This window comes from Pseudoalteromonas sp. CuT4-3, assembly GCF_035666335.1.
GTDB classification, from domain to species: Bacteria; Pseudomonadota; Gammaproteobacteria; order Enterobacterales; family Alteromonadaceae; genus Pseudoalteromonas; species Pseudoalteromonas atlantica.
This window is the reverse complement of the sequence record NZ_CP142030.1, coordinates 3,453,844-3,466,535: the sequence shown is the minus strand read 5'-3', so window position 1 is coordinate 3,466,535 and position 12,692 is coordinate 3,453,844. Positions and strand designations below refer to the sequence as shown.

Genomic DNA, 12,692 nt, shown 5'->3' with positions numbered 1-12,692 from the left:
AATATCTCGCCCCGTACTAAAGCAGTGCCGACTTAGCTCAGCTGGTAGAGCAACTGACTTGTAATCAGTAGGTCAACCGTTCGACTCGGTTAGTCGGCACCACTTTCCTTTTACCGAAAGTGAATTAGTAAAGAATTATCGTGGAGGGGTTCCCGAGCGGCCAAAGGGATCAGACTGTAAATCTGACGGCTCAGCCTTCGCTGGTTCGAATCCAGCTCCCTCCACCACTTTATTCTTGACGGTTAGAGGTAGTTTAAGAACAGGTTCCTAAAGCGGGCATCGTATAATGGCTATTACCTCAGCCTTCCAAGCTGATGATGCGGGTTCGATTCCCGCTGCCCGCTCCAATTATGGTGTTGCTGATATAGCTCAGTTGGTAGAGCGCACCCTTGGTAAGGGTGAGGTCGGCAGTTCAAATCTGCCTATCAGCACCAGTCATATGAATCTCCTTGAATACTTCCTTTATCTGTCAGAAAAAACTATTTGAAATTTGAAAAAATTAAATTAATCTACCTCTGGTGGATTATTTTCATATGTAATCTAGATACACAAAACTGATAGGTTCCGTCATGGCAAAAGAAAAGTTTGAACGCGTAAAACCGCACGTAAACGTTGGTACAATCGGCCACGTTGACCACGGTAAAACTACACTAACTGCAGCAATCACTAACGTACTTGCAAAAGTATACGGCGGTGTTGCTAAAGATTTCGCATCAATCGATAACGCTCCAGAAGAGCGCGAGCGTGGTATCACAATCTCAACTTCTCACGTTGAGTACGATACACCAACTCGTCACTACGCACACGTAGATTGTCCTGGACACGCCGATTATGTTAAAAACATGATCACTGGTGCTGCTCAAATGGACGGCGCTATCTTAGTAGTAGCTGCGACTGACGGCCCTATGCCACAAACGCGTGAGCACATCCTACTTTCTCGTCAGGTTGGCGTACCTTACATCGTTGTATTCATGAACAAATGTGACATGGTTGACGACGAAGAGCTACTTGAGCTAGTAGAAATGGAAGTTCGTGAACTTCTTTCTGAGTACGACTTCCCAGGTGATGACTTACCACTAATTCAAGGTTCTGCTCTTAAAGCACTTGAAGGCGAAAAGCAGTGGGAAGACAAGATCGTTGAGCTTGCAGAAGCACTAGATTCTTACATCCCAGAGCCAGAGCGTGACATCGATAAGCCATTCATTATGCCTATCGAAGACGTTTTCTCAATCCAAGGCCGTGGTACAGTAGTAACTGGTCGTGTTGAAGCTGGTATCATCAACGTGAACGACGAAGTTGAAATCGTTGGTATTAAAGAGACTACTAAGTCTACTTGTACTGGTGTTGAAATGTTCCGTAAGCTTCTTGACGAAGGTCGTGCTGGTGAGAACATTGGTGCACTTCTACGTGGTACTAAGCGTGAAGACGTTGAACGTGGTCAAGTACTAGCTAAGCCTGGTTCAATCAACCCACACACTACATTCACTTCAGAAGTATACGTACTTTCTAAAGATGAAGGTGGTCGTCATACTCCTTTCTTCAAAGGTTACCGTCCACAGTTCTACTTCCGTACAACTGACGTAACAGGTGACGTACAGTTACCAGAAGGCGTAGAAATGGTAATGCCTGGTGATAACGTTAAGATGACAGTAACTCTAATCGCGCCAATCGCGATGGACGAAGGTCTTCGTTTCGCTATCCGTGAAGGTGGCCGTACTGTAGGTGCTGGTGTTGTAGCAACTATCGTAGAGTAATAGTTAACGTTTTAGTTAATTAATACTAAAAAAGCCCGAGCTTAGCCTCGGGTTTTTTTAATGCCTGAAGAAAAGTGTTTAGCTTTCAGCTATCAGTAGCTTGGTGTTAAATTATACTTAACACATAAAAAAGCACGACTTTAGGCCGTGCTATTAATTAAACTTTTTGACAGCTTACAGCTTACAGCTTACTGATCTGACTCCATAAAAGTAGACACCTATTTAGGAGTCAGTTCTCATGAAAGTAAAAGCGTTTCGTAAACATACAGAGGAATTTAAAAGAAAAGTGGTGCAGGAGTCATTAGACTCACACGGTACCGTTAAAATGACCGCTAATAAATACGGTATTCATCCCGATATGCTGTCAAGTTGGAGAAGTAAAATGACCTCAAGAAAAGAGCTTAAGCCACTTAAAAACCATGGTCCAGAAAAGTCATATAAAGACCTTGAACGTCAAGTTCGTAACCTTGAAAAGCAGCTTGAGGACGTACAGTTGGAGAACGACGTACTAAAAAAGGCGAGGGCCTACTTCGACAGTCTAAAAGAATAAGGTTTCAATATATTCATAAGACCACGACGGTGAAGAAAACAGTAAGCAAGTTATGTAAGTTATTATCTGTTTCTAAGGCTGGGTATTACAAATGGTTGAAACAGTCGTCGAATCCAGTTGAAAGAAAAAATGATTTTTTACTTCAGTTTTTAATAAAAAGAAGTAATGAAGAGCACTGCATACCTGGTTACAGAAAATTGTGGCAAGCCGCCATAGCCGACGGATATGATTGCAGTAAAGGCCGAGTGCAGCGTTTATTACAAAGCGTAGGTTATCGCTCTAAATCAGGTAAGCGTCGCTACACCAGTGGTAATAAAAAGCAGGGTTTTATAACGACAGAGAATCTACTTGCTCGTCAATTTGATGTTGAAGAGCCTAATAGTGTATGGGTATCGGATATAACTCAGGTGCGCTGTAAAGAAGGCTGGCAGTACTTATGTGTCATTTTAGATTTATACTCACGCAAAGTTGTGGGCTGGGCAACAAGTCGAATTAATAATGCGGTTTTAGTGATTAAAACACTAAAGAAGGCTTGGAATGTGCGCAAGCCGAACGGGCAACGTTTACTGTTTCATTCAGATCAAGGGAGCCAGTATCGAGCTAAAGAGACTATATCGTGGTTGAACAAGCGAGGTGTAACGATTAGCATGTCGAGAAAGGGGAACTGCTGGGATAATGCCTGTTCAGAAAGTTTTTTTGCTCAGTACAAAAAAGAATGGATGAGTAATCTAAATGAACTGAGTCGTAGCGAAATGACAATACAAAGTCGTTTTTATATTGAGAATTACTACAACTCAGTGCGAATGCATGGGACGATTGGAAATGTTAGCCCCATACAATATGAATCAATGAATTAAAACCCCGTGTCTACTTTATCGGGGTCAGATCATACAGCTTACAGCTTACAGCTTACAGCTTACAGCTTACAGCTTACAGCTTACACGCTAGTGCTTTTTCGCATATGCTTCGGCTTGCTTCCAAACCCTTAGCGTATTTTCGCTTAAAATCTTTTTAATGTCTGAATCGCTGTAACCCCTGTCCATTAAGCCTTGTACTAGGTTAGGGTAGCTAGATACATCCTTTAAGCCAATCGGTAACGAATCGCCAACCCCATCGTAGTCAGAGCCAATGCCCACGTAATCAATGCCAATAAGCTCTACAACGTGATCAATATGATCAAGTACTTGCTCAAGGCTTGCAAACGGGAATGGGTTTTTAGCGCGGTACGCTGCATCAAAGTCTTTACTTGGCTTAGTGCCTTCTTTTTTAACGGTCTCTTTAGTGCTTTTAAGGTCTTTGTACCACGCACCGGCTTTAGAGGTTACAAAGCTTGAGCCAAAGTTAATTTGAATAACCCCGCCATTCTTTTTAAGCGCTAATAACATGTCATCATTCATATTACGCTCAAAGCCTGGCGTGTATTTGCGCAGTGATGAGTGTGAAGCAATCACCGGCGTTTTAGATAGCTCCATTACCTGATAAAACGCATCATCTGATATATGTGATACGTCAATTAGCATACCGACGTTGTTCATTTCAGTAATTAGCTTTTTACCAAATGGGCTTAAACCTTTCCATTTACGGCGAATATCGTATGACGAGTCAGAAATATGGTTGCTTTGCGAGTGCGCAAGTGTGATGTAGCGTACACCGCGGTCAAAAAAGTGCTGAAGGTTTTCCATTTTTCCTTCAATTGGCGAGCCATTTTCCATGCCCATCGCAATTGACAGTTTACCTTGCTCAAATTGCGCTTCTATATCCGCTGTTGAGCTAGCAATAGCAAATTTTTCAGGGGCGCGCTGTGCAATGGCTTCCATGCTATCAATCATTTGATTGGCTAGCTGGTAGCTCTTACCTTTGCCTTCAAATTCTAAGTGAGCAGGAATATAAATCGACATAAAAGGGGCGTTTAAACCCCCCTGTACTGCGCGAGGGTAGTCAAAGTCGCCGCCGTCGGTGGCTTTAGTTACATCAACCCATTTTTCGTGGATGCGATAAGGTACATCAATATGGGTGTCGATTAAAATAGTGTCTTTTGCTAGTTTTACTGCTTTGTCTGACGGGCTTTTTACTTGCTCTGCAAAGGCTTGTGGTGTTAAAGCTAGTGATATGGCTACCACTAGAGTGCTGAGTTTTATCATGTTTTGGCTCTTTGGGTAAAAAGCCATTGTGTACGTTCAGCTCAAAAGTTACAAGTGTTAGGCGCTAATCAAACGACTGCGCTTCATGCTCTTCGCTTTGCAGTGCTTTAAATTCATTTTTTGAAATAATAGTGACCGACTCATGTAGCTCAGAAAAAAACACCATCGCTTCACCATTTCTAAGCTGCTGATTAACCTGCGCTACTTTACTTTGAATACTCACTTCTTGCTCACCGTAATCGGTGCCTTCACGAAGCACGTAGCTTTCAATTAGGTTATAGAGGGTGTCTTTATCAAGTTGTTCAAAAGGGATAATCATAACTGCTTACTGCTCGCTTTAGTGGGGACGTGCTGGCCAAAATAATGAGGGACGGCTTGTTCAAGCCAAAATACCGGCCTAAACGGATTATTACCGCTAATAAACCCTACGTGGCCGCCTTTTTCAGAGACGCTCAGGGTAACATGCTCACTCACATCTTGCCTACTTGGCACGGCTTTAATCGACAACATAGGGTCGTCCTTGGCATGAATTATAAACGTAGGAATCGCAATATGCTTTAAGTAAGGCATTGCGCTGGCTTGGCGATAGTAATCGTGTGCGTTTTCAAAGCCATGCAGTGGGGCGGTTAGTTGATTATCAAACTCTAGTAAATCGTCAATTTTCATTAACTGCTCAGAGGTAATAGGTATTTGCTGCTTAATTTGTGGCAATTTACGCTGCATTGATTTTTTCATTCTATCGAGCAAATACTTTTGGTAAATTTTGCCTAAGCTTTTACGAATAACATCGCTTGATGATGATAAATCATAAGGAGCCGAAACCACGGCTGCAGCACTTAACGGGCAGTTTTCTCGCTCTTCGCCTAGGTATTTAGCCAGTACATTGCCCCCTAACGAAAAACCAACAGCCATAATAGGGCGGCTGGGGAATTGCTCCCTTAAATGATTTATAAAAAAAGCTAAGTCGGCGGTATCGCCACTATGATAAGCACGCGGTAAGCGGTTAACTTCACTTGAGCAGTTTCTAAAGTGCATAAGTACTACGGCATAACCTTGCTTTTTTAAGGCTTTCATCATGCCTTTGGCATAAAAGCTATTTATGTTGCCTTCAAGGCCATGTAAAACCACAGTAAGGGGAGCGTTTTCGTTATGAGGCAGCGACCATGCAAGTTCAATAAAATCGCCGTCGGGCGTATCAAGTTGCTCAAGTTCGTAGGACGTATTGTGAAATGGACGGAAAAAACGCGGCATTATGGTTTGAACGTGACGATTGGTCATCCACCATGCTGGTTTAAACTTATTGATCATGTTTGTACTACGCACTATGAAAAAAACGAAGCGTTAGTGTACCAAATTTTTCGCTTTATAAAATAAAAAGCGCCTAATCAGTAACCTGAGTAGGCGCTTTGTGCGTCGTGCTTAATGATGCTCGGGAACTTCAGCCTCGCTAATTTTTTTAATAAAGTAAAAAGCGTAAAATAGGCAAAGAGAAATCACGACGCCTAAAATCCCAAAAGACATAAATAAAACAGGGTCGCTAAAAAAGTCTCTAAAGAATACGTTCATGATTAATCTCCTCGTTCAGTTGATGGAGACATCATAAAGTGACTTTGCAAAGCATAATGTGATCGAGATCAAACTATTTCCCTGCGTGGAAAAAGTAACCAAGTAAAGTTGATATAGATCATGTTTTTGGGGTTATTCAGTTCCTACAGCAGCACCTATAGGCTTTGAAGAATCAATCGGCTTAAAGATTTTTTGCACAAAGAGAAAAGAATGAGAAGTAAATGAGAAAAGATAACCACGAGCCAACAGCGGCTAGGCTTATACTTCTAGCGATAATAACTTGGTTTTTTATTTTCCTCTAAAAGCGCAGCGTCTCTAACCCTCCTTGTGATTAATTGGCTTTAAAATGAGCATTTAGAAGAGGGTGTAAAAACTGACAGCCTAAGTGGCTTTCACATACAGCTCAATATTGTTTGGCTTTACAGCTTCTAAAAAGCTAAGTTTATTCGCTGTATCAATCAGTATTTGCTGTTGTTGCTTTTCAAGCTTTAATTCGGCGCTTAATAGCTCTTGGCGTATTTGTGTATACTCATTGATACTTTCTTGATTGGCTTTTAAATACTTGCGTGTGGAACGCAGTGGCTTAAGTGCCTGCGTATCAAACTCATTAATCGACGCTATTAACGCACTGAGCTGCTCGGCATTAATACTTAGCTTAAGTGAATCTAAGTACAGCAAAAATAAGCACAAATTAACGTTTTTACCTTGCTGGTTTTGTAGCGCCAGCAAGGTTTGTTGTTGCCCAGGCTTTGCGTACAAAGCGCAGGCAAATTGCCAAAAGTCGTTTTTATTGAGCAAGTTCATCGGCAAAGGCCTGCTCTTTTTCTTCCATTTCTTCAAGCGCCATTAGTAACTCTTCTTCAGTGTCGTTTACTTTAGGGGTAAGCGTGGCTTGCTTAGCGATTAGCTCTTTTAACTGAGCTTTGTTATCGTCGTTGTAGAGGGTGTTGTCGCCAAGGGCTACTTCAACTTCGCTAAGCTCTGCAGTAAATTTATCGAGCTGCTTTTCAAGCTTTTCAATTTGTTTTTTAAGTGGTTGAATGGCTTTTCTAAACTCAGCTTCTAGGCGCTTTTGCTCTTTACGGTTAACGCTTGGATTTGCTTTTGGCTCGTCAGGTTGCTGGCTTTTAGCGGCTTCTTTATTGGCATTGAGTAACCATTGGTAATACGCATCTAAGTCGTAACCAAATTGAGTGACTTTGCCATCATCCACTAAATAAAATTCATCGGCGGTGTTTTTAAGCATATGGCGATCGTGCGATACGGTAACCATGGCGCCTTCAAAGCCTTGTAGTGCCATTACTAGCGCGTGGCGCATTTCTAAATCAAGGTGGTTAGTTGGCTCATCAAGTAGTAGTAAATTGGGTTTTTGATACACCAACATGGCTAGCACTAAGCGGGCTTTTTCACCGCCCGAAAACGGCGCCACGGGTTCAAGTGCTTTATCGCCAATAAATGCAAAACCACCTAAAAAGTCACGCAATGATTGCTCTGTGGCCTGTGGGTTTAAACGTTGAATATGGGTCACTGCGCTGGCTTTTAAATCAAGTGATTCAAGTTGGTGCTGCGCAAAGTAACCTATATTTAAGCCATGGTGCTGAACCACTTTACCTGCTTGCGGCTCAAGCTCGCCCGCTAATAGCTTTATAAGCGTTGATTTACCCGCGCCGTTACGACCGAGTAACGCAATACGACTGCCAGGAACTAGGTTTAGCGCGATATTATTTAAAATAGTAACATCGGCATAACCTGCTTTTGCTTTATCTAGGGTCATTAGCGGGTTAGGCAGGGCTGTTGGCTCGGCAAACTCAAAGTCAAATGGTGAGTCGGCATGTGCAGGTGCCAGCTTTTCCATACGTTCGAGTGCTTTAACACGGCTTTGTGCCTGTTTGGCCTTACTGGCTTTGGCTTTAAAGCGAGTTATAAACTGCTCAAGATGGGCAATTTGCTCTTGTTGTTTTTCAAACATTGCTTGTTGTTGTAACAAGCGCTCTGCTTTTTGGCGTTCAAACTGTGAGTAATTACCTTTGTACACATTAATAAGCTGTTTATCGACATGCCAAATTTGATCAACCACGGCGTCTAAAAACTCACGGTCATGAGATATAAGTACCAAGGTGCCTGTGTAGGCGCGTAAAAAGCGCTCAAGCCAGTAAACGGCATCTAAATCAAGGTGGTTGGTAGGTTCATCGAGTAATAGTAAGTCGGCATCGCGAATAAGTGCTTGTGCAAGGTTTAAACGCATACGCCAACCACCAGAAAACGCGCTTACAGGGTTTTCTATTTGGTGATTAGCAAAGCCTAAGCCGTGCAGTAATTCGCCCGCTTTTGACTCTATGCTGTAGCCTTTAATATTTTCAAGCTGAATATGTACTTTGGCTTGGGTGTCACCATCGTTTGTTTGCTCAGCTTCACGCAGGGCAATGCGCAATGCATAGTATTCAGGGTGGCCTTGAAGTACATAATCAATGGCGCTTATTTCAAGGGCTGGGGTTTCTTGTTTTACAGAAGCAATAGACCAATCTTTCGGTATATTGCAATCACCCGCATCGAGTTGCAGCTCAGATTTTAATAAACTAAATAAGGTAGATTTACCACAGCCATTAGCGCCAACTAAGCCCACTTTGTGCTGAGGAAATAAAGTAGCCGAGGCATTTTTTAATAAGGCTTTTCCGCCACGAAGTAGTTCTATTTCTGAGATTTGGATCATGAATGCGTTACTTTACTGTGCCCTGGTTAAGTTGGCGCTATCATACCATAGAACGTATTGCTCTTATCAAGCGTATCAACATAGGAAGTTATACGATAAAATATGTGCAGTTCAAACCACAGGAAAAATGTTGTGAGACAAAAGAAGCGATTTATTGCTGGTGCATCGTGCCCTGAGTGTAAAGCCATGGATACCATGATGCTATACAGAGAACATGATGTTGAAAAAGTAGAGTGTGTAGAGTGTGGCCACAAAATGGCGCAACCCGATAACGCTGTTCAGGCATCTACTCGCCAATTTGAACAAGTAATTGGTGTATTTAAACCGGGCGATTAACCCGGTTTTTATTTTGTCGGGTGCTTAGTAATGTGGCGGAGGCGGCTCTTGCATTTGCGACATTAGCGACGGCTGCTGCGCTTCTTTAAGTTTTTCTGCTAGTAACTCAGTTTGGCGCTTCATTTTTGCAAGCTGCTGTTGGTGTGCTTTTAGCTCGTCATTTAATATTTCTATTGTTTCGTCTTGAAAAGCAACTTTTGCCTCAAGCTCCATTAAACGATTTTCAATTGTGTTCATTTGCTTCTCGTATTGTAAAGTGCTCTGCAATTCCGCTCGAGCTCTCGGTTAACAACGACTTGCCGTTATCTATAAACGTTATATCTAGCACCACAGCCGATTTAGGCTTACTGCCTTCACGTGGTGTGACTTGCCAAGTTTGAATTTTTTCTCCGCTGGGTAACTGCCATAAGTCAACGCGCTTATTGGGCGAGCCTGTGGCCAGCAATGTGCCTTGTTCGTTAAAGCGTACCGCAGTAAAAATTTTCTGACGCGCAATATACGCCAGTTTACTCACAAGATCACCTGTAGTCAGCTTCCATACATGTGCTTGCTTCATACTATCTGCGGTAAATGCGTAGCGACCTTGTGGGTCTAGGGTTACTTGGGTAACACGTGTCGGGTGATTAAAGCGATGAATTACTTGCCCTGTACGTGTATCCCAAAAATAAGCAACGTAATCGTTTGAGCCGCTTAAGGCATAGCGTCCATTAGGCGACAAATCAACGGTGTTTACTTTGTCTTGGTGGCCTAAAAACTCAATGCGGCGTCCGGTTTCTAGGTTTAAAAATACCACTACGCCGTCGCTTCTGCCGTATAAAACACTGCGGCCTTGGTTACTTATCGCAATATCGCGAATAGTGGCTTGTTGAATTTTATAATAGCCGCGGTTTTCGCCGCTGCTAATATCCCACACGGCAAAAGTGGTTTTTTCTGCGGTAACGGCCACGCTATTATCAAACGCAATAGCCACAGCATACACTAGGCTTTCTTGTGATTGCTGTTGAAACCATTGATATTTTAGTACCTGCTGTTGATTATCCCACAGGGCGACCCCATGGTGAATGGAGGAGACTAGGCTGTATTTACCATCGTTAGATACTGCCGAGGAAAACGCACCCTGTGCTGCGTGTTCAAAGCGTTGTGCAGCTTGCTGTTTTTGATCGCTACAAGCTAGGGCTAATAAACAGCTAAAAGCGATTAAAAAAGTACGAAATATCGACATATTACAGGTATTTCCTCTTAACTCTTAGTGACTGAGAGGTTAGACTAGGTCACGTTGAAGGCCTAGGGTGTTTGTCTAATCACTATAATAGGTTAGGTTTTAATTTAGTTAGTTATTAAACAAGCAGCCTATCATGTAGGCCGTTAATCTTTAACTAGTAATAATACAATAAATGACAACTGCAAAGTGTGTCGGAGATTTAAAATGAAAAAGACGATTAGATTGTCATTGATTGCAGCGTCGGTTTTAGCGCTTACAGCTTGTAATCAAGAAGCAAAACAAGAGCAAGCTGAAGTTAAATTAGACACTGTAGAGCAGCAACAAGCATACGGTATTGGTGCATCAGTAGGTAACTTTTTAAATAAAGACCTAGCTGATAAATCAGAGATTGGTATTGAACTAGACCAAGCACTATTAATTCGTGGTTTTGAAGACGCGCTTGCTGGTAATGCAAAAATCGATGAAGAAAAAATCCGTGAAGTGCTAACTGAGCTAGATACATCAGTGCGTGCAAAGCAAGAAGCTAAAGCTAAAGTTGAGTCTGAAAAAAGCAAAGAAGCAGGTAAAAAATACCTAGAAGAAAATGCTAAAAAAGAAGGCGTAACAGTAACTGAGTCAGGTCTACAGTACGAAGTACTTAGCGAAGGCGAAGGCGAAAAGCCAGCAGCAACAGACGTAGTTAAAGTACATTACAAAGGTACTTTATTAGACGGCACTGAGTTTGATAGCTCTTATGCGCGTAACGAGCCAACTACTTTCCCTCTTAACCGTGTAATTGCGGGTTGGACTGAAGGTTTACAGCTTATGTCAGTAGGGTCTAAGTACAAGTTCACTATTCCTTCTGAGCTTGCTTACGGCGATCGTGACCTAGGTAAAATTCCAGCTAACTCAACGCTTGTTTTTGAAGTAGAACTACTTGAAATACAAGATGACGAAGCACCTGCGCAATAAGCGGTAGCTTATAACGCAAAAAGGGACCATAACGGTTAATGCCAGTCAGTTAAGCTGACTGGTATTTTTCTTTTTGGTGGGGTATTTACTTGGTTTGGGTTTGACCCTTCGAGGGTAAAATCTATCTTCCCGCCTCGTCGGAAGCTCGTAATAAGTTAGCTGATTGATAAGGTTCTCATACAGCACAGGGAGTTTTCCTGGGCTTGTAAGTCCCGTTGTAAGTAAGAATGCCACAACCGCGCTTGAGCACCCACTGAAGCTTAGCTGATTGGGCCAGATACCTTTACGTGTAGCCGCTTCGGTCATAGCGACTCTTATCAAGTTGTAAGCAAGCAGTAATCCCCACAATTCTTGCTCAACCATGTCTGGGCGTTTGCTTCTAAGCGTGTATTCACTGTTCAGTAGCGTTTGTTTCATTTCACGATACCCTAACTCAATTTCCCAGCGGTGACTGTATAAGTCTACAATTTCGTCACTGGGGTAACGCATTACATCGGTAAGCGATGTAAGAATTCTGCACTCTTTTCCTTTCACTTTTTTCGTAATTAGCCGCGCCTCAATCTCCTCCGGCAGCTCGGGGAACTTTTTTCTCGCTTGTGGTGTGGCTCTCAGCCTTACCTGTTTATCTACACGGCTATAACTTTTTATTACATCAAATTGGAGCCCTTTTCTTGCCGGTATCATCCAGTGCCTCTCTTCTCCAGCGAGTTGCCATTGATGGAGTAAGCCTAAGGAATAAAAACCACGGCCAAACAGGGTCAGTGAATGATTAGGCGTATCGCTAATTAGCTGCTCTGCTAGCACCATTTCACTCGCTTTGTATTTATCAAACGCGCTATTAATGAGTTGGTGGCTTGTCAGCTCCATTTGGCACACCATGCGGATTTGAGGAAATGCCGTGTCGCCATACTGAGTACTACCAGAGCCATACTTTTCACGGTTTTGAGCTGTATCAGTCGTTCTCCACACAACCCCATCGACACCGAGTAAATTTAGTCCATTCCATGTTTCGAATTTACCTTGTTGATACCAATGCTTAGCCATCTTCTTAAAGGATTGTTCGACAGCGTTGGTTCCTAGGCGCTGTCGAGCCTGAACCATCGCACTGGGTGCAACAAGCGGTGCTTTACCTGGTAGTGCAATATCCATCTTAGTCGCAATATTCCACACTGACTCTTGCCTAAAAAGACTCATCCCCATGACGCACCACATCACAGATTCAAGAGGTAAGCGACGCTTTCTGACGGTTGCGACTCCCGCTTCAACAAAAGCCTCATCAATAATAGATGGATCTAGAAGTGATGAGAGTTTTTCAAACGAATGAAATTGGGTACTGGCATTAAATGCGGTGTCTAAAGCTATTTTAATATTCATAAAAAAATCCGATGGCAAATGCTCATCGGATTCTTACATCTATAGAAGATCGGTCAACTGATCATTAAAATATTTCTTAACTGATCGG

Annotated in this window: 13 protein-coding genes and 4 tRNA genes; 8 read left to right on the top strand and 9 right to left on the bottom strand. The window is 42.6% G+C overall.

From position 1 onward, the window contains the following. The first annotated feature begins 26 nt into the window (after positions 1-26). From VOI46_RS16120 to VOI46_RS16095, 6 genes are all read left to right on the top strand, one after another. Positions 27-102: transfer RNA gene (locus tag VOI46_RS16120), tRNA-Thr, on the top strand. 40 nt (positions 103-142) lie between these two features. Then, a tRNA-Tyr gene (locus VOI46_RS16115) sits at positions 143-227 on the top strand. 45 nt (positions 228-272) lie between these two features. Beyond that, positions 273-347: transfer RNA gene (locus VOI46_RS16110), tRNA-Gly, on the top strand. An 11-nt stretch (positions 348-358) separates the two neighbouring features. Then, a tRNA-Thr gene (locus VOI46_RS16105) sits at positions 359-434 on the top strand. A 135-nt stretch (positions 435-569) separates the two neighbouring features. Then, the gene (gene tuf / locus VOI46_RS16100; protein ID WP_004589660.1) at positions 570-1,754 is read left to right on the top strand and encodes an elongation factor Tu; all 1,185 of its coding nucleotides are present in this window, start codon (positions 570-572) and stop codon (positions 1,752-1,754) included. 238 nt (positions 1,755-1,992) lie between these two features. Then, positions 1,993-3,161, top strand: a protein-coding gene (locus VOI46_RS16095; RefSeq protein WP_095206617.1) for an IS3 family transposase whose coding sequence is annotated in 2 segments (ribosomal slippage) — positions 1,993-2,263 and positions 2,263-3,161 — 1,170 coding nt in all. Because the reading frame shifts where the segments join, the coding sequence is not laid out codon by codon here. Between the two features lie 87 nt (positions 3,162-3,248). Here VOI46_RS16095 and VOI46_RS16090 read toward each other — a convergent pair. The 6 genes from VOI46_RS16090 to VOI46_RS16065 form a co-directional block, all read right to left on the bottom strand. Continuing rightward, positions 3,249-4,445 (bottom strand): dipeptidase, encoded by a 1,197-nt coding sequence (locus VOI46_RS16090; protein WP_029773025.1) that lies wholly within the window; start codon positions 4,443-4,445, stop codon positions 3,249-3,251. Between the two features lie 64 nt (positions 4,446-4,509). Further along, on the bottom strand, positions 4,510-4,764 hold the full coding sequence (locus tag VOI46_RS16085) for a YheU family protein (RefSeq protein ID WP_004589625.1): 255 nt from the start codon (positions 4,762-4,764) through the stop codon (positions 4,510-4,512). Continuing rightward, positions 4,761-5,753, bottom strand: coding sequence for a hydrolase (locus VOI46_RS16080; protein ID WP_004589624.1), 993 nt, complete (start codon positions 5,751-5,753; stop codon positions 4,761-4,763). The genes VOI46_RS16085 and VOI46_RS16080 overlap by 4 nt, the downstream gene beginning before the upstream one ends. 111 nt (positions 5,754-5,864) lie before the next feature. Then, positions 5,865-6,011 carry a hypothetical protein gene (locus VOI46_RS16075; RefSeq protein ID WP_004589623.1) on the bottom strand — a complete coding sequence of 49 codons (147 nt, stop codon included), beginning with the start codon at positions 6,009-6,011 and terminating at the stop codon, positions 5,865-5,867. Between the two features lie 381 nt (positions 6,012-6,392). Further along, on the bottom strand, positions 6,393-6,815 hold the full coding sequence (locus VOI46_RS16070; protein WP_004589622.1) for a TIGR02444 family protein: 423 nt from the start codon (positions 6,813-6,815) through the stop codon (positions 6,393-6,395). Then, positions 6,799-8,721: an ATP-binding cassette domain-containing protein gene (locus VOI46_RS16065; RefSeq protein WP_004589621.1), complete on the bottom strand. Its 1,923-nt coding sequence runs from the start codon at positions 8,719-8,721 to the stop codon at positions 6,799-6,801. Before VOI46_RS16065 ends, VOI46_RS16070 begins: the two co-directional genes overlap by 17 nt. A 132-nt stretch (positions 8,722-8,853) precedes the next feature. Here VOI46_RS16065 and VOI46_RS16060 point away from each other — a divergent pair, with 132 nt between their 5' ends. Continuing rightward, positions 8,854-9,057: a YheV family putative zinc ribbon protein gene (locus VOI46_RS16060; protein WP_004589620.1), complete on the top strand. Its 204-nt coding sequence runs from the start codon at positions 8,854-8,856 to the stop codon at positions 9,055-9,057. Positions 9,058-9,081: 24 nt separating this feature from the next. Here the strand turns inward: VOI46_RS16060 and VOI46_RS16055 are convergent, their stop codons facing one another. Together VOI46_RS16055 and VOI46_RS16050 are read right to left on the bottom strand one after the other, a co-directional pair. Continuing rightward, positions 9,082-9,294 carry a SlyX family protein gene (locus VOI46_RS16055; RefSeq protein ID WP_004589619.1) on the bottom strand — a complete coding sequence of 71 codons (213 nt, stop codon included), beginning with the start codon at positions 9,292-9,294 and terminating at the stop codon, positions 9,082-9,084. Further along, positions 9,281-10,279: a hypothetical protein gene (locus VOI46_RS16050; protein WP_004589618.1), complete on the bottom strand. Its 999-nt coding sequence runs from the start codon at positions 10,277-10,279 to the stop codon at positions 9,281-9,283. Before VOI46_RS16050 ends, VOI46_RS16055 begins: the two co-directional genes overlap by 14 nt. Positions 10,280-10,483: 204 nt before the next feature. On the opposite strand from VOI46_RS16050, the gene fkpA reads away from it, so the two are divergent. Continuing rightward, complete coding sequence (gene fkpA, locus VOI46_RS16045; RefSeq protein ID WP_004589617.1) at positions 10,484-11,230, top strand: FKBP-type peptidyl-prolyl cis-trans isomerase; 747 nt, start codon at positions 10,484-10,486, stop codon at positions 11,228-11,230. Positions 11,231-11,275: 45 nt separating this feature from the next. On the opposite strand, the gene VOI46_RS16040 is transcribed toward fkpA, so the two are convergent. Next, on the bottom strand, positions 11,276-12,604 hold the full coding sequence (locus VOI46_RS16040; RefSeq protein WP_324738089.1) for an IS4 family transposase: 1,329 nt from the start codon (positions 12,602-12,604) through the stop codon (positions 11,276-11,278). Positions 12,605-12,692: the final 88 nt, after the last annotated feature.

Bases quoted from the DNA above. Each gene is read 5' to 3' on its own strand.
- VOI46_RS16065 (WP_004589621.1), bottom strand. From the start codon at position 8,721: ATGATCCAAATCTCAGAAATAGAACTACTTCGTGGCGGAAAAGCCTTA.
- fkpA (WP_004589617.1), top strand. From the start codon at position 10,484: ATGAAAAAGACGATTAGATTGTCATTGATTGCAGCGTCGGTTTTAGCG.
- VOI46_RS16080 (WP_004589624.1), bottom strand. From the start codon at position 5,753: ATGATCAATAAGTTTAAACCAGCATGGTGGATGACCAATCGTCACGTT.
- tuf (WP_004589660.1), top strand. From the start codon at position 570: ATGGCAAAAGAAAAGTTTGAACGCGTAAAACCGCACGTAAACGTTGGT.
- VOI46_RS16075 (WP_004589623.1), bottom strand. From the start codon at position 6,011: ATGAACGTATTCTTTAGAGACTTTTTTAGCGACCCTGTTTTATTTATG.
- VOI46_RS16090 (WP_029773025.1), bottom strand. From the start codon at position 4,445: ATGATAAAACTCAGCACTCTAGTGGTAGCCATATCACTAGCTTTAACA.
- VOI46_RS16055 (WP_004589619.1), bottom strand. From the start codon at position 9,294: ATGAACACAATTGAAAATCGTTTAATGGAGCTTGAGGCAAAAGTTGCT.
- VOI46_RS16085 (WP_004589625.1), bottom strand. From the start codon at position 4,764: ATGATTATCCCTTTTGAACAACTTGATAAAGACACCCTCTATAACCTA.
- VOI46_RS16070 (WP_004589622.1), bottom strand. From the start codon at position 6,815: ATGAACTTGCTCAATAAAAACGACTTTTGGCAATTTGCCTGCGCTTTG.
- VOI46_RS16050 (WP_004589618.1), bottom strand. From the start codon at position 10,279: ATGTCGATATTTCGTACTTTTTTAATCGCTTTTAGCTGTTTATTAGCC.
- VOI46_RS16040 (WP_324738089.1), bottom strand. From the start codon at position 12,604: ATGAATATTAAAATAGCTTTAGACACCGCATTTAATGCCAGTACCCAA.